This is a genomic window from Thermaurantiacus tibetensis, from assembly GCF_015354055.1.
In the GTDB taxonomy this organism is placed as follows: domain Bacteria; phylum Pseudomonadota; class Alphaproteobacteria; order Sphingomonadales; family Sphingomonadaceae; genus Thermaurantiacus; species Thermaurantiacus tibetensis.
In genome coordinates this window covers 229,401-242,999 of record NZ_JACHTM010000001.1, presented here as the reverse complement: position 1 = coordinate 242,999, position 13,599 = coordinate 229,401, and the positions used below count along the sequence as shown (strand labels likewise).

Genomic DNA, 13,599 nt, shown 5'->3' with positions numbered 1-13,599 from the left:
CTCCGCCGTCCGCGCAGCAGGGCCGACCCGACCCACCGCCAGCCACGCCGCCGGGCTCAGCGGAGCCTGAGCTCCATCGCCACCCGACTGTCGCGGAGCTCCAGGCGGTCGTTGCCGTCGAGGAACACCCGGGCAGGGTCCACGTCGGGAACGGCAAGCACGGCAGCCCTGACGGCCGTCGCCCGTGCCTCGCCCAGCGCCCGCAGCGCCGCTGCATCCGGCCGGAAGCCGGGCAGGAGCGCTGCACGCATCGCCTCGACCCGCGCCGCGCGCCGGGCCTCGCGGTCCCCCTCGGCCTCGGGCAGCTCCGGCCTGGCGCCAAGCCGCGCCCGATGGAGGTCGCGCAGCAGCTCCTCCTGGCGCTCGAGCGGAATCTCGGCGAGCGCGCTTGCCTTGCGGCCGGCGCGCGCAAGAAGGGCCGCATCAAGCGCGGCCGCGGCCATGGCATCGGCATCGGCGGCAAGCCCGGGCGAGGCAGGGATGTCGAGCCGCAGCGCGGGCCGCTCCGCGAGCGCCCGGCCAAGCTCGGCAAGGGTGGCCGCGGCGCCATCGGGCAGGTCTGCGGAGCCCGGCGCGAAGAAGAGGACGTGCGCGTCCTCGCGGTCGGCGAAAAGGCCGCCGAGCGCGCGGAAGGGGGCCGTCACCAGCTTGCCCAGGAACTGGCCGAGCGCCTTCCAGATGAGCGGCCCGAGCCGGAACTCGGGGTCGTCAACCGTGCCCGAGACCGGCAGCTCGAGGGTGATCACCCCGCGCCGGTCCTTGAGGATGGCGGTCGCAAGGCGCACCGGCAGGCCCACCTTCTGCCGGCTCTCGGTCGCCTCGCCCCACTCCAGCTGGTCGATGACCACCCGGTGGTTGGCGGCAAGGGCCGCGTTCGCGACGCGGTAGTCGAGCTCGGCCGAGAGCTTCCCCTTGGCAATGGCATAGCCCGCGTAGGTGCCCGAATAGGGGTTGAAGACGGGAAGATCGATGTTGCGGAAGACGAGGCGCATGTCCGTCGCTTCCGCATAGTCGAACAGGTTCATCCGCCCGCGGATCTCGACCGGGGAAAAGCGGTCGACGACATGGCCCTTGAGATCGACCTCGGCGACCCGGCCGGGCCGGTTGGTCACGCCGGTCATCGTGCCGTTGACGGCAAGGATCTCGGCGCGGAAGTCCGGCTCGACCACGAGGTCGGCAAAGGCGAAGGTGCCGTCGGCAATGCGGAGCCTCCGGATGACGAGCGGCAGCGCGGGCTCGGCCGGCGGCGGCCTGGGCTGCGCCCGTGCGGCAGCCCTTGCGGCCCGCTCCGCCTCGGCCCGGGCGCGCGCCTCGCGCCGCTCGGGGCGGGTGAGCTTGCGCGCCGGCTGCTGCCGGGCGGCAAGACGCGCGCGTGCCGCCTCGACCGACGTGCCCTCGTCCAGCAGGAAGCCGTAGTTGAACTGGCCGTCATCGAGGAGCGCCACCTGGCCCACGGGCCGTACCAGCAGGGCGTCGGCAATGGAGAGCTCGCGCCCGTCATAGCCGATCCCGCGCATGCTGAGCGCCGCGAAGCGGACGAGGTCGCTGTTGCGGACCAGTTCGCGCAGGCGGAAGCCGGTCACCTCCACGGCCCCGTCGAAGCCGAGCTGGGGCGCGCCACGCCGTCCGGCGGCGTAGCGGATGCGCCCGTCGATCCCGAGCGTGCCGGAGATGAGCTCGAGCGCCGGGAAGTCGGGCAGGTAGGGGAGCGCCATGGTCAGCGGCAGGGCGGAGAGGCGGACGGCGAGATCGGCACGGCTGCCGTCGGCCGCAACCGTGCCCGACACCCGGAGCGGCCGGCCATCGAGCCCGCCGGAGAGGCTCACCTCGAGCGGCGCGGCGGCTTCGGTCGCAAAGCCGGTCACGACGGCGTCGAGCGGCGCAAGCGTGTAGCGGGCCTTGCGCGGCGTCGAGCGCTCGTCGAAGCGGATGCGGGCGCCAGCGAGCTCGATCCGCCCGATCGCGACCGGCGGTGCCCCTTCCCCGCCGCCGGCCGGGCGCTCGGGCAGGAGCTTCCGCAGCCGGATGGCGCCGCCGGGCGCGCGCACGAGGTCGGCCTCCAGCCCCTCCACCCGCACCCGGCCGATGGCAAGCGGGGCATCGTGCCCGGCGCGGAGGTCGGCAAGGGCGATGCGCGCCACGCCGAAGCCCTCGCCCGCCGCGGGGCCGGTGCCCGCCACCTTCACCTCGCGGACCTCGATGGCGGGTGCCGCAAGCGACCAGGCAAGGCCGGCGCCGGGCGCCTGCGTCAGCTCCAGCCGGTCCGCTTCGAGCGCGACTCCGCCGGCCGCGATGGTCGCGCGGAGGGTCTCGGGCCGGGCGGCAAGGGCGAGGCCGGAGACGGTCGCCCGCGGTCGCACCAGCGTGAGGCCCAGGCGTTCGCCCGAGAGCGCCACGCGGTAGGGAAGGACGATGTCGGCCCGGCCGGCGCGAACGTCGGCCGGGAGATCGTCCCCCAGGAATGCCGCGGCCCGCGCGCCATCGAGGCCGCGGATGGCGACCGCGCCGGTCGAGGCGAGCGGCGTCAGCGCAACCGTCCCCTCCCAGGCCAGGCCCTCGCCGGCCGGCGTGGTGCCGGCAAGGCGGAAGCGGCCGCCGGCGTCGCGGGTGGTGTGGAGATCGGAGAGCACGAAGGCGAAGGGCAGCAGGCGCACGCGCGCCTCGGCCCCGCGCCGGCGGTCGGCAAAGCCAAGCTGCCCGCGCTCGACCCGAAGGTCGGCAATGAAGAGCGAGGGCACGGGCTCGCCATCGTCGGGCGGAAGAAGCCGGGCGAGGTTCAGGCGGCCGTCGGTGTCGAGCTCTGCCTCGATCCGGGGCGAGTCGATCCGCACCGCATCGAGGCGCGGCGTGCCGGACAGGAGGGAGCGCCACGAGAGGTCGACGTGGAGCGCGCGCGCGGACACCATGGGCGCAGCGGCCGGAAGCGCGAGGCCCTCGAGATCGAGCGCCAAGCGCAGCGGATCGAAGCGCACGGCGCCAAGCGCCAGCTCCATGCCGAGCCGGTCGCGAGTCCAGGCCTCGGCGCGGTCGCGGACGAGGCTGGGGACGAGGGTCCGCGCGCCCCACCAGAGGCCGACGAGACCAAGGGCCAGCGCGAGCGGCAGCCAGACCCACCAGCGTCGCGCCAGTCCCACGCGCTCCTCCTCCGTCCGCCCGCATAGGGGCGCGCGGGCGCCGCGGCGTCAAGCCGTTTACCCTTGCACGCGGCTGCCGCTCGGCTAGGGCGGGGGCGGGAGGATTTTCATGCACGCGAAGCCCGCCCTGCTCGCCCTCGCCGCGGCCGCTGCCGCGCCGCTCGCGGCAAACGAGGTCACCGTCTATCGCGATCGCGGCTTCAGCGGGCCGGCCGTCGCCGTCTCGGAGGCAAACCCCGACCTCCGGCTGGCATGGCCAGTCAACAGCATCCGGGTCGCCTCCGGCACCTGGGAGCTCTGCCCGGAGCGCAACTTCCGCGGCCGCTGCCTCACCCTCTCGTCCTCGAGCCCCAACCTCGCCATGACCCATGGCTGGCGCGGCCGGCTGCAGTCGATCCGCCCCGTGGGCGATTCGGGCTGGGGCGGCTGGGGCCAGGTCCCCTCCGACAACCGCAGCATGCGGGGCATGATGTCCGAATATTTCCCGCAGCCCGCCAGCCGGGGCTACCGGGTCGAGGCCTGCCCCGGCGGCCTTGCCTCGGCGGCCTGCGTCCAGCGCAGTGCCGACAGCTTCTGCCGCTCGGGCGGGTGGAACCGCTCGGCCTTCCAGCGGACGGAGACGATCCGCGGGCGCAACTATCTCGCCGACGTGCTCTGCACGCGGAGCTGACGCGGACGTTCAGGCCGGGTGGGTCGCCGCGAAGTGGCGGGCGATCTCGCCGCGCGTTGCAATCCACACGCCGGGCTTGGCGGTGACGTGGCGGAGGAACTCCTCGAAGGCCCAGATCCGCCCCGGCCGGCCGATGATCCTGAGATGCAGGCCAAGGCTCATCATTTTCGGGAAGCCTGCCTCGCCTTCCCGCCACAGCTGGTCGAAGCTGTGGCGCGCATAGGCAAGCCACGCGTCGGGCGTGTAGGCCGGGTCGGTCCACATCTTCATGTCGTTGGTGTCGAGCGCATAGGGCATGATGACCATCGGACGCCCGGGCACCGTCTCCCGGTCCCAGAAGGGCACGTCGCCCGAATAGTCGTCCATGTGATAGGCAAAGCCCTCCTCGACGAGGAGCCGGCGGGTGTTCGGCGTGAGGAGGTAGCGCGACAGCCAGCCCATGGGCCGCGTGCCGGTCGAGGCCTCGATGCTGTCGGCCGCACGGCGGATGAAGTCGCGCTCGGCCGCCTCGTCCATGCGGAACTGGTGGATCCAGCGCCACCCGTGCGCGACGGGCTCGTGGCCGAGCTCGCGGATGGCGGCGGCCACCTCGGGGTGGGTCTCGAGGCTCATGGCTGCCACCGTCCACGAGGCTGCCACCCGGTAGCGGCGCAGCAGCTCCACCACTCTGGGCGCACCCGCCTTGATGCCGTAGAGATAGTTGGATTCGTTTGCGAAGTTGCGGATGGGCGCCTTCACGAAGACGCCGAGCTCGTCGACCGGCTCCATGCCCCTGTCGCCGCGGGCCACCGTCATCTCCGAGCCTTCCTCGACGTTGACGACGATCGAGAGCGCCACCTTCGCGCCCCCAGGCCATGCCATCCGTTCCTGCTCCATGCGCATCTCCCCGAACCGTCTGCCCGCCCTTGGCACATCGGCCGGCAAGGCTCTAGGCACCACGCCATGCTGCCCCGCCCCGCCATGCTTCTCGGCTGGTCCGGCCTCCTGCCCGCCGCCGCGGCGCTCGGTGCCGCCGTGCTCGCCCCGCCGCCGGTGCCCGAATTCGCCTTCCGCGCCGGCGCGCTCTACTCCGGGCTCATCCTCTCCTTCCTCGGCGGCGCCTGGTGGGGGCTCGCCACCCGCGCCGGCCCGGAACGGGCCTGGCCGCTCTACCTCGTTGCCGTGGCCCCGAGCCTCGCTGCGCTGGCCTTGCTGCTGGCGATGACGCCGGGCCGGCTCATCGTCCTCGGCCTCGTCATCATGGCAACCCTTCCCGTCGATCGCGCCCTCGTCCGGCTCGGCCTCGCGCCTGCAGGCTGGATGCGCCTGCGCGTGCCGCTGTCTGTTGCGCTCGGCGTCCTCACCGTCGCCCTCGGGCTGGTCGCCCTGCTGCCGGCCGCCGGCGCCCTCGGGCCATGAGCGCGGCGCTCAAGGAGCTCGCCGGGCGGACGGCCGTCGTCCTCCTCTCGGGCGGGCTCGACAGCGCCACCTGCCTCGCGCTGGCGGCCCGGGCCGGCGCACGCACCGTCGCGCTCACCCTCGACTATGGCCAGCGCCACCGCCTCGAGCTCGAGGCCGCCCGCCGCCTGGCCGAGGCATGGCGGGTCGCGCGCCACGTCGTCCTCCCCCTCGACCTCAGGGCCTTCGGCGGCTCGGCGCTGACGGCCGACATCCCGGTCCCCAAGGCGGGCGTCGCACCCGGAATCCCCGTCACCTATGTCCCGGCGCGCAACACCATCTTCCTCTCGCTCGCCCTCGCCCTTGCCGAGGCCGAGGGCGCAAGCGACCTCGTGATCGGCGTCAACGCGCTCGACTACTCCGGCTACCCCGACTGCCGGCCCGCGTTCATTTCGGCCTTCGAGGCGCTTGCCAACCTCGCCACCCGCGCGGGCGTCGAGGGTGCGGCCCGGTTCCGCGTGCACGCCCCCCTCGTCCACCTCACCAAGGCCGGCATCGTGAAGGCAGCCGCCGAGGCCGGGCTCGACGCGCGCCTCACCTGGTCCTGCTACGACCCGGCACCCGGCGGCCGCCACTGCGGCCTCTGCGACAGCTGCCGGCTGCGCCGGAAGGGCTTCGCCGAGGCCGGCGTCCCCGACCCGACGGACTACGCATGTACGCCGTGAAGGAGCTCTACGTGACCCTCCAGGGCGAGGGTGCGCAGACGGGGATGCGCGCCGTCTTCTGCCGCTTTGCGGGCTGCAATCTCTGGTCGGGCCGCGAGGCCGACCGGGCGCGGGCCACCTGCCGCTTCTGCGACACCGACTTCGTCGGCACCGACGGGCCCGGTGGCGGCCGGTTCGCGGACGCAGAGAGCCTGGCGCATGCGATCGCTGCCGCGTGGGGGCCCGAACCGGCGCACCGCCTCGTGGTGATGACGGGCGGCGAGCCGCTCCTCCAGCTCGACACCCCGCTCGTCGACGCGCTCCACGCCCGCGGCTTCCGCGTCGCAATCGAGACCAACGGGACGCTGCCGGCCCCGCCGGGGCTGGACTGGATCTGTGTCTCCCCCAAGGCGGGCGCCGAGACGGTGCTCCGCGCGGGCGACGAGCTGAAGCTGGTCTTTCCCCAGCCCGGGCTCCCGCCCGAGGCGGTCGAGGGCTGGGCGTTCCGCCACTTCTTCCTCCAGCCGATGGACGGGCCCGAGCGGGAGGCCAACACGCGGGCGGCCATCCGCCACTGCCTTGCCCACCCGCGCTGGCGGCTCTCGCTCCAGACCCACAAGCTGACCGGCCTGCCCTAGGGGCCGGGGCCCACAGCTTTGCCGCATCGAGATGGGGGAGGCCGGGATGGGTCATGGTGCGCCGCGGCCGCCGCGCAGGCGAGGGCCGGTCCGCCCATCCCCGGCCCGGCGCATGGGGCTGCCGACGCGGCCTGACCCCGGTCAGGGGTGGCCGGCGAGGCCTGCGTCAGGCCTCGATCAGCTTCCGCTCCCGCGAGAGGCGCACCATCTCCTTCTGCAGCTTCTCGAAGGCGCGGACCTCGATCTGGCGGATCCGCTCGCGTGAGACGCCATACTGGGCCGAAAGCTCCTCGAGCGTCTGCGGCTCATCCACCAGCCGCCGCTGGGTGAGGATGTGGCGCTCGCGCTCGTTCAGCGTCATGAGCGCCTCGCGAAGGAGCTCGTGGCGGATGTCGGCCTCCTCGGCCTCGGCCAGCACCTCGTCCTGCGCCGGGCCCTCATCGGTCAGCCAGTCCTGCCACTCGCCCTCGCCATCGTCGCGCAAGGGCGCGTTGAGGCTCGTGTCCCCACCCTTGGCCATCCGCCGGTTCATCGAGATGACGTCCTCTTCCGAGACGCCGAGGTCCTGGGCGATCTTCCGCACGTCGTCCGGGTGGAGGTCGCCATCATCGATCGCCTCGAGCTTCCCCTTCATCCGGCGGAGGTTGAAGAAGAGCTTCTTCTGCGCGGCCGTGGTGCCGATCTTCACCAGGCTCCAGGAGCGCAGGATGTATTCCTGGATGGCGGCCTTGATCCACCACATGGCATAGGTGGCGAGCCGGAAGCCGCGGTCGGGCTCGAACTTCTTCACCCCCTGCATGAGGCCGATGTTGCCCTCCGAGATGAGCTCGGAGAGCGGAAGGCCGTAGCCGCGGTAGCCCATCGCGATCTTGGCCACGAGCCGGAGATGGGAGGTGACGAGCTTCTTCGCCGCCTCAGGGTCCTGGTGCTCCTGCCAGCGCTTGGCCAGCATATACTCCTCTTCGGGCGAGAGGATGGGAAACTTGCGGATCTCGGCCAGATAGCGGTTGAGCGAGACGTCCGGGCCGAGGGCAGGAATCGACTGTGGCAGATTGGTCGTCATGTGCGCCCTTTCGACGAGGCTTGGGACCCTTCAACGCGAAGCCGGCTGACCAACGCCTGAATATCCTCCGAAACCGGACTTTCGAATTCAAGATTTACCTGCGTCACCGGGTGCCGGAAGGCAAGGCTCCGTGCATGAAGCGCCTGGCGCGCGATGCCGCAGCCCATGACCCGCCGTCCGCCGTAGAGCTGGTCGCCGAGCAGCGGGTGGCCGATGTGGGCCATGTGGGCCCGCACCTGGTGCGTCCGCCCCGTCTCGAGCCGGCACTCGACGACGGCCGCGCCCTTGAGCGGCTCGATCACGCGATAGTGGGTGACGGCAGGCTTTCCACGCGGCGGGTCCACGGCTGCCATGCGGTGGCGGTTGCGCTCCGACCGGGCGAGATGGGTGGCGATTCGCCCGGCGGGCGGCAGCGGAAGGCCGAGGACCACGGCAAGGTAACGCCGCCCGACGCAGTGGGCCGCGAACTGGCGGGCAAGCCCGCGATGGGCCGGATCGGTCTTGGCGACGACGAGAAGGCCCGAGGTGTCCTTGTCGATGCGATGGACGATGCCGGGGCGCGCCACGCCGCCGATGCCCGAGAGCCGGCCCCCGCAGTGGTGGAGCAGGGCATTGACGAGCGTGCCGTCCGGGTTGCCGGCAGCCGGGTGGACGACGAGGCCGGCCGGCTTGTCGACGACGAGAAGATGCTCGTCCTCGTACACCACGGCAAGCGGGATCGGCTGGGGGAGCGCCGCCGCCGGCGCCGGCTCCGGCAGCCGCACCTGCACGGCCTCGCCACCTGCCACGCGCCGTGCCGGGTCGCGCGCCGTCACGCCGTCCACCTCGACCTCGCCTGCGGCAATCAGCGCCTTCAGCCGCTCGCGCGACCACGCGGGCAGTGCGAGCGCGAGCGCGCGGTCGAGGCGGAGGCCCGCCGCCTCCGGCCCCAGCACCCGCCGTTCGGCTTGACGCCCGCTCATCGCCGGCCTCGAAATGGGACCATGCGCGTGCGTCTGGCAAGCCCGGCCCGGGAGACGATGGAGCGGGCGTGGCGCGCAGCCCGGCCGCACGAGGCTTGCGGGCTCCTGTTCGGCGAGGCGGCCGGGGGAGACGTCTGGGTCAGGAGCGCGAGCGTCGCCGCCAACGTCGCGGCAACGCCCGCGCAGGCGTTCGAGGTGGACCCGCGGCATCTCCTCGAGGTGCAGCGGGCCGCGCGGGCCGGGGGCCCCGCAGCCGTGGGCGTCTGGCACAGCCACCCATCAGGCCCGCTCGCGCCCAGTGCCGCCGACCGCGCCGGCGTGACTGACCCGACGTGGGTGTGGATCATCGTCGGCCCCGGGGGGCTTGCCGCCTGGCTTCCGGACCGGGAGGCGGCCCTTGGCTTCCGCCCCCTTCCGGTCGAACCGCCGCTCCTGTAGCAGGCCGGGCATGGCAACGGGCACGGTCCTCTGGTTCGACCCGGCGCGCGGCTTCGGCTTCGTCCGGCCGCACTACGGCCCGCGCGATGCGTTCGTGCACGCCTCGGCCGTGGTGGGAGACCGGGGCGTTGCGCTGGCGCCGGGCACGGAGGTCGAGTTCGAGCTGGTCCAGACGGGCGATGGCCGGGTGATCGCCCGCGCCGTCACGCCGAGGGAGAGCCGGGGGCGAAGGCGCAACGACCCTCCCGCGGGCGCCTGAGGGCGTGACGGGCCGACCGGAAGCGAAGGCGCGGGCGGGTGGGGCAGCCCTCGATACCCTCCTCGTGCGCCGGCTCGCCCATGACCTGGCCACCCCGCTCGGGGCGCTCGGCATCGCGCTCGAGATGGGCCCGGAGCCAGACCCGGTCGCGCGCGCGGCGCTGGGGCAGGCCGAGGCACGGCTCGCCCTGTTCCGGGCGCTGTTCGGCGCAGGCTTGGACGAGCCGTTCGACCTCGGCCTGCTCGCGCCCGCGGTCGCGCCGCATGGGGTCACCGCCGTGCCGGACGGGCTTCTCCCCCCCGCCGTCCGCGGACTTGCCGCGCTCGCGCTCGACACCGCGGCCCTCCTCTCCGCGCCGGGGCGCATGGTGCTCGGGCGCGAACAGGGGCCGGCGGGGCGGCCGCAGCTGCAGCTCGAGGGCAGGGTCCGCCCCCCCGGTGCGGCGCTCGCCGCGGTGCTTGCCGGCGCTCCTGCCGAGGAGCCCGCAGCGGTGGGGGCAGCGTTCGCGGTCGCTTTGCTCGGGCCCCTTGACGTGACGCCCAGCTCCGACGGGCTCGTTTTCCGGCCGCGCGGCTGAGCGCCCCGATGCGCCCGCTCCACATGGCGTTGATGCTCGGCATCTGCCTGCTCTGGGCCGGCAACATCATCGCCATCAAGGAATCGGTGACGGCCGTGCCGCCGCTCGCCTCGGTCGCCTTGCGCTACGCCATCATGCTCCCCGTCTGCCTGCCCTTCGTGCAGTGGGTCGCAGGGCTGCCGGCGGACGGCCGCCCGCCGCCGCGGATGGCGCTCGTGCTTGGCTCGGGCCTGCTCCTTGGCGGCTCGTTCGGGCTTGGCGCGCTTTCCTTCCACCTTGCGACCAGCGTCTCGGCGCTTGCCATCGCCGGCCAGCTCGGGGTGCCCTTCAGCCTCCTCCTCGCCGTCGCCTTCGCCGGCGAGCGGATCCAGTGGCGGCGCACGCTCGGCATCGTCCTCAGCTTCGCAGGCGTTGCCATCCTCGTGTTCGACCCGCGCGTGTTCGACGAACGGCTGGCGCTTCTCCTCACCGTGCTGGCCGCCTTCCTCTGGGCCGCCTCCACCCTGCTGCTGCGGCGGGCGACGGGAATCCACGTGCTCAACCTCATGGGCTGGCAGGCGCTCGCCTCGCTTCCGCTCCTCGTGCTGGCAAGCATGGTCGTCGAGCCGGGCGCGCTCGCCCGGCTGCCCGCCATGCCGCTTTCGGCCCTGGGCTGGATCGTCTACTCGGGCCTCATGTCCTCGCTCGTCGGGCATGCAGGCATGGCGTGGATGCTCCAGCGCTACCCGGTCTCGACCATCACGCCCCTGACACTCCCGACCCCCCTCCTCGCCATCGTGCTCGCGACCCTCTGGTACCGGACGCCGGTGACGCTCCCCATGCTGCTCGGCGCAGCCGTGACGCTCACCGGGGTTGCCATCATTGCCTTGAGGACCGCCCGGAAGGGGGCGGCATGAGCCGGATGATCGGCTTCCGCCCCTCGCCCAACCATGACGAGCGCCGGGCGCCCGTGCGCTTCCTCATGCTCCACTACACCGGCATGCCGCGGGCGGCAGAGGCGCTCGACTGGCTGTGCAACCCGGAGTCGCGCGTCTCCGCCCACTGGTTCGTCGACGAGGACGGCACGCTCACCCAGCTGGTCGCGGAAGACCGGCGCGCCTGGCACGCCGGGCGCGGCAGCTTCCGCGGCGTCACCGACATGAACAGTGCCTCGGTCGGGGTGGAGATCCACAACCCCGGGCACCAGTGGGGCTACCGGCCCTTCCCGCGCCGGCAGATGGAGGCGGTGGTCTGGCTCACCCGCGAGATCGTCACCCGCCACGGGATCGACCGCGCCGACGTCATCGGCCACTCCGACCACGCGCCGACCCGCAAGGAGGACCCAGGCGAACTGTTCGACTGGGGCCTGCTCGCCGCCCATGGCCTCGCGCTCGCGCGGCCGAGACACCTGCTCGCTGACCCGGGCTGGGACGAGGCCGGCTTCGCTGCGGCGCTTGCCGGCTTCGGCTACGACGTGACCGACCTTGCGGCTGCCACCCGCGCCTTCCAGCGGCGCTTCCGCCAGGCCCGCGTGGACGGCGCGATCGATCCCGAGACGCGCGCGGTGCTGGCGACGCTGCTTGCCGAGGAAGCGGCCCGCCTCAGAGCCTGAAGCCGGGGGGCAGCGGCAACCCGGCGGTCATCTCCCGCATCATCGCCTGGGCGGCCTGGTCGGCCTTCGCCCGCGCGTCGTTGAAGGCGGCGACCACGAGATCCTCGGTCATCTCCTTGCTCTCGGGCGCAAGCAGCGACGGGTCGATCTCGAGCCGCACGATCCGGCCCTTCGCGCTCGCCACCACCCTGACCAGCCCGCCGCCCGAGACGCCCTCCACCTCCACGCGGTCAAGCGCGGCCTGCGCCTTCTCGAGCTCGGCCTGCACGTTGCCGGCCATCTTCAGGATCTCCTCGATCGTGGTCACGCCGCATCCTCCGTTACGTCGTCATCCTGCCCATTCGCCCCGGCCTCGCTGGCCTCGTCCTCCGCCGGAACCACCTCGACGAGGCGGGCCTCCGGAAAGCCCTCGAGGAGTGCCCTCACCGTCGGGTCGGCCAGCGCGAGGTCCCGCTGGGCGGCGGCCCGGGCCTCCGCTTCCTGAAGCAGGCTCATGCCATCGCGCGCGCCCGCGTCCAGCCGGATGTCCCAGCCAACGCCGGTCCATGCCTCGAGCTGCCGCGCGAGGCCCGAGGCCACGTCGCGCGGGAGCTCGGCCAGCGGCCGGAGCACGAGGCGGGCGGGAACCGTGCCGGATTCGAAGGCGAGGCAGGCCACCTTGTCCGTGAGCAGGCGGGCAAGCTGGGGGTCGTTGCGATCGGCGACGAGGGCGACGAGGGCGCGGAAGTCGGCCGGCACGGCGGCAGGCGGAGCGGCAGGCGGGGAGGCGGCGGCCGGAGGCGGCGAAGCGGGGGCCGGCGGGGCCGGTGGTGGGCTGGCGGGAGCCCTGGCGCCAGGAGCGAGGTCGGCACCGGCGAGAAGGGCCGCCAGCTCCTCTGGCCCCGGCAGTCCGGCGGCATGCACCGCGCGGAGCACCGCCATCGCTGCCGCCGCAGCCGGGTCGGGGGCAGCTGCCACCTCCTGGTGGCCCTTGAGCAGCAGCTGCCACAGCCGGTGGAGCGCGGGGAAGCCCAGCCGGTCGAGAAGCGGCGCCAGGGTGGCGCGGTCGGCCTCGGAGAGGGTCACGTCAAGCGCGCCGCCGAGCCGCGCCCGGGTCAGCTGGTGGACAAGGTCGAGAAGGTCGCGCAGCAGGGCAAGCGGATCGGCGCCCGCCGCGTGGGCCGAGTCGAGCTCGGCAAGCGCGGCCGGTGCCTCGCCTGCGACGATCGCGGCAAGCAGGCGCGTCACCCGCCCCCGCCCGGCAAGCCCGAGGAGCGCGCGCACTGGCTCGGCCTCGAGCCGGCCCCCGCCCATGGCGATCGCCTGGTCGAGGATCGAGAGCCCGTCGCGCACCGAACCTTCGGCCGCCCGGGCGATGAGGCGGAGCGCCTCAGGCTCGGCCGCCACGCCCTCTGCCCGCGCGATCTGCGCGAAATGGGCCTCGAGCTGGGCGACCGGCACGCGCCGGAGATCGAAGCGCTGGCAGCGGGAGAGAATGGTGGCCGGCACCTTGTCCACCTCGGTCGTTGCCAGCACGAACTTCACGTGCGGCGGCGGCTCCTCGAGCGTCTTCAGGAGCGCGTTGAACGCGCCCTTCGAAAGCATGTGGACTTCGTCGATGATGTAGACGCGGTAGCGCGCCGAGACGGTGGCGTAGCGCACTGCCTCGATGATCTCGCGCACATTGTCGACGCCCGTGTTGGAGGCGGCGTCCATCTCGATCACGTCGATGTGGGTGCCGGCCGCGATCTGGACGCAGGCATCGCAGGTGCCGCAGGGCGTGATGGTGGGGCCCCCGGTGCCGTCGGGCCCCGTGCAGTTGAGGCAGCGGGCGATGATCCGCGCCGTGGAGGTCTTGCCCACGCCGCGCACGCCCGTGAGAAGCCAGGCCTGCGCCAGGCGATTGCTGCGGATGGCGTTGGCCAGAGTCTGGACCATCGCCTCCTGGCCGATGAGGGACGCGAAGTCGGAAGGACGATACTTGCGCGCGAGCACCCGGTAGGCGGGGGGCCCAGCCGGCGCGGCATCCTCGGGAAACAGGCTCATGGCCGACCTCGGTCTCCGCCGCTGCCCGGGGGAAGGGGGTGGAGACCAGCGCGACCCGCGCCGGAACTCGTTACGGCTGCTTCCTTCCGGACCTGACCGGGTTGGCGAACGGCCCGTCCGCGCTGGCCTCCGGCAGAAGACATAGGGCTGCGGCCGAGGGA

At 73.3% G+C, this 13,599-nt stretch carries 15 protein-coding genes and 1 other RNA gene; 9 read left to right on the top strand and 7 right to left on the bottom strand.

Translation table 11 applies throughout. The features are described from left to right. Positions 1 to 56 precede the first annotated feature (56 nt). Positions 57 to 3,134, bottom strand: a complete 3,078-nt coding sequence (locus H3H34_RS01245; protein ID WP_194743454.1) for a DUF748 domain-containing protein — start codon at positions 3,132 to 3,134, stop codon at positions 57 to 59. Positions 3,135 to 3,243: 109 nt separating this feature from the next. Between H3H34_RS01245 and H3H34_RS01240 the strand changes: the two genes are divergently transcribed. Continuing rightward, a complete protein-coding gene (locus H3H34_RS01240; RefSeq protein ID WP_194743453.1) occupies positions 3,244 to 3,804 on the top strand; it encodes a beta/gamma crystallin-related protein in 561 nt (186 codons plus the stop codon). A 9-nt stretch (positions 3,805 to 3,813) separates the two neighbouring features. Here the strand turns inward: H3H34_RS01240 and H3H34_RS01235 are convergent, their stop codons facing one another. After that, positions 3,814 to 4,680, bottom strand: a complete 867-nt coding sequence (locus H3H34_RS01235; RefSeq protein WP_194743452.1) for a polysaccharide deacetylase family protein — start codon at positions 4,678 to 4,680, stop codon at positions 3,814 to 3,816. A 66-nt stretch (positions 4,681 to 4,746) separates the two neighbouring features. Between H3H34_RS01235 and H3H34_RS01230 the strand changes: the two genes are divergently transcribed. The 3 genes from H3H34_RS01230 to queE are packed head-to-tail and all read left to right on the top strand — an operon-like array spanning position 4,747 to position 6,523. After that, a complete protein-coding gene (locus H3H34_RS01230; RefSeq protein ID WP_194743451.1) occupies positions 4,747 to 5,202 on the top strand; it encodes a DUF3429 domain-containing protein in 456 nt (151 codons plus the stop codon). Further along, entirely contained in the window at positions 5,199 to 5,906 is a 708-nt protein-coding gene (queC, locus tag H3H34_RS01225) for a 7-cyano-7-deazaguanine synthase QueC (RefSeq protein ID WP_194743450.1), read from the top strand. Before H3H34_RS01230 ends, queC begins: the two co-directional genes overlap by 4 nt. Beyond that, on the top strand, positions 5,894 to 6,523 hold the full coding sequence (gene queE / locus H3H34_RS01220) for a 7-carboxy-7-deazaguanine synthase (protein WP_194743449.1): 630 nt from the start codon (positions 5,894 to 5,896) through the stop codon (positions 6,521 to 6,523). Before queC ends, queE begins: the two co-directional genes overlap by 13 nt. Before the next feature lie 166 nt (positions 6,524 to 6,689). On the opposite strand, the gene rpoH is transcribed toward queE, so the two are convergent. Continuing rightward, on the bottom strand, positions 6,690 to 7,586 hold the full coding sequence (gene rpoH, locus H3H34_RS01215; RefSeq protein ID WP_194743448.1) for an RNA polymerase sigma factor RpoH: 897 nt from the start codon (positions 7,584 to 7,586) through the stop codon (positions 6,690 to 6,692). Continuing rightward, entirely contained in the window at positions 7,583 to 8,548 is a 966-nt protein-coding gene (locus H3H34_RS01210) for an RluA family pseudouridine synthase (RefSeq protein WP_194743447.1), read from the bottom strand. Before H3H34_RS01210 ends, rpoH begins: the two co-directional genes overlap by 4 nt. A 21-nt stretch (positions 8,549 to 8,569) precedes the next feature. Between H3H34_RS01210 and H3H34_RS01205 the strand changes: the two genes are divergently transcribed. Genes H3H34_RS01205 through H3H34_RS01185 form a run of 5 tightly spaced genes read left to right on the top strand, consistent with a single transcriptional unit; the run spans position 8,570 to position 11,413 of the window. Then, entirely contained in the window at positions 8,570 to 8,986 is a 417-nt protein-coding gene (locus H3H34_RS01205; RefSeq protein ID WP_235945229.1) for a Mov34/MPN/PAD-1 family protein, read from the top strand. A gap of 10 nt (positions 8,987 to 8,996) precedes the next feature. Continuing rightward, the gene (locus tag H3H34_RS01200; protein WP_194743446.1) at positions 8,997 to 9,245 is read left to right on the top strand and encodes a cold-shock protein; all 249 of its coding nucleotides are present in this window, start codon (positions 8,997 to 8,999) and stop codon (positions 9,243 to 9,245) included. A 4-nt stretch (positions 9,246 to 9,249) separates the two neighbouring features. Then, positions 9,250 to 9,822 carry a hypothetical protein gene (locus H3H34_RS01195; RefSeq protein ID WP_194743445.1) on the top strand — a complete coding sequence of 191 codons (573 nt, stop codon included), beginning with the start codon at positions 9,250 to 9,252 and terminating at the stop codon, positions 9,820 to 9,822. A 23-nt stretch (positions 9,823 to 9,845) separates the two neighbouring features. Next, positions 9,846 to 10,718: a DMT family transporter gene (locus H3H34_RS01190; protein ID WP_235945228.1), complete on the top strand. Its 873-nt coding sequence runs from the start codon at positions 9,846 to 9,848 to the stop codon at positions 10,716 to 10,718. After that, positions 10,715 to 11,413 carry an N-acetylmuramoyl-L-alanine amidase gene (locus H3H34_RS01185; RefSeq protein ID WP_194743443.1) on the top strand — a complete coding sequence of 233 codons (699 nt, stop codon included), beginning with the start codon at positions 10,715 to 10,717 and terminating at the stop codon, positions 11,411 to 11,413. Before H3H34_RS01190 ends, H3H34_RS01185 begins: the two co-directional genes overlap by 4 nt. Here H3H34_RS01185 and H3H34_RS01180 read toward each other — a convergent pair. The 3 genes from H3H34_RS01180 to ffs form a co-directional block, all read right to left on the bottom strand. Continuing rightward, complete coding sequence (locus H3H34_RS01180) at positions 11,403 to 11,720, bottom strand: YbaB/EbfC family nucleoid-associated protein (protein ID WP_194743442.1); 318 nt, start codon at positions 11,718 to 11,720, stop codon at positions 11,403 to 11,405. The genes H3H34_RS01185 and H3H34_RS01180 overlap by 11 nt on opposite strands. Then, positions 11,717 to 13,438, bottom strand: coding sequence for a DNA polymerase III subunit gamma/tau (locus H3H34_RS01175; protein WP_194743441.1), 1,722 nt, complete (start codon positions 13,436 to 13,438; stop codon positions 11,717 to 11,719). The genes H3H34_RS01180 and H3H34_RS01175 overlap by 4 nt, the downstream gene beginning before the upstream one ends. A gap of 36 nt (positions 13,439 to 13,474) precedes the next feature. Next, positions 13,475 to 13,570: signal recognition particle sRNA small type (ffs, locus tag H3H34_RS01170), an RNA gene on the bottom strand. Between the last annotated feature and the right edge of the window lie 29 nt (positions 13,571 to 13,599).

What these genes read in the sequence shown, in the direction of transcription:
- H3H34_RS01240 (WP_194743453.1), top strand. Translation starts at nt 3,244, where the DNA reads ATGCACGCGAAGCCCGCCCTGCTCGCCCTCGCCGCGGCCGCTGCCGCG.
- H3H34_RS01235 (WP_194743452.1), bottom strand. Translation starts at nt 4,680, where the DNA reads ATGGAGCAGGAACGGATGGCATGGCCTGGGGGCGCGAAGGTGGCGCTC.
- H3H34_RS01230 (WP_194743451.1), top strand. Translation starts at nt 4,747, where the DNA reads ATGCTGCCCCGCCCCGCCATGCTTCTCGGCTGGTCCGGCCTCCTGCCC.
- queC (WP_194743450.1), top strand. Translation starts at nt 5,199, where the DNA reads ATGAGCGCGGCGCTCAAGGAGCTCGCCGGGCGGACGGCCGTCGTCCTC.
- queE (WP_194743449.1), top strand. Translation starts at nt 5,894, where the DNA reads ATGTACGCCGTGAAGGAGCTCTACGTGACCCTCCAGGGCGAGGGTGCG.
- rpoH (WP_194743448.1), bottom strand. Translation starts at nt 7,586, where the DNA reads ATGACGACCAATCTGCCACAGTCGATTCCTGCCCTCGGCCCGGACGTC.
- H3H34_RS01210 (WP_194743447.1), bottom strand. Translation starts at nt 8,548, where the DNA reads ATGAGCGGGCGTCAAGCCGAACGGCGGGTGCTGGGGCCGGAGGCGGCG.
- H3H34_RS01205 (WP_235945229.1), top strand. Translation starts at nt 8,570, where the DNA reads ATGCGCGTGCGTCTGGCAAGCCCGGCCCGGGAGACGATGGAGCGGGCG.
- H3H34_RS01200 (WP_194743446.1), top strand. Translation starts at nt 8,997, where the DNA reads ATGGCAACGGGCACGGTCCTCTGGTTCGACCCGGCGCGCGGCTTCGGC.
- H3H34_RS01190 (WP_235945228.1), top strand. Translation starts at nt 9,846, where the DNA reads ATGGCGTTGATGCTCGGCATCTGCCTGCTCTGGGCCGGCAACATCATC.
- H3H34_RS01185 (WP_194743443.1), top strand. Translation starts at nt 10,715, where the DNA reads ATGAGCCGGATGATCGGCTTCCGCCCCTCGCCCAACCATGACGAGCGC.
- H3H34_RS01175 (WP_194743441.1), bottom strand. Translation starts at nt 13,438, where the DNA reads ATGAGCCTGTTTCCCGAGGATGCCGCGCCGGCTGGGCCCCCCGCCTAC.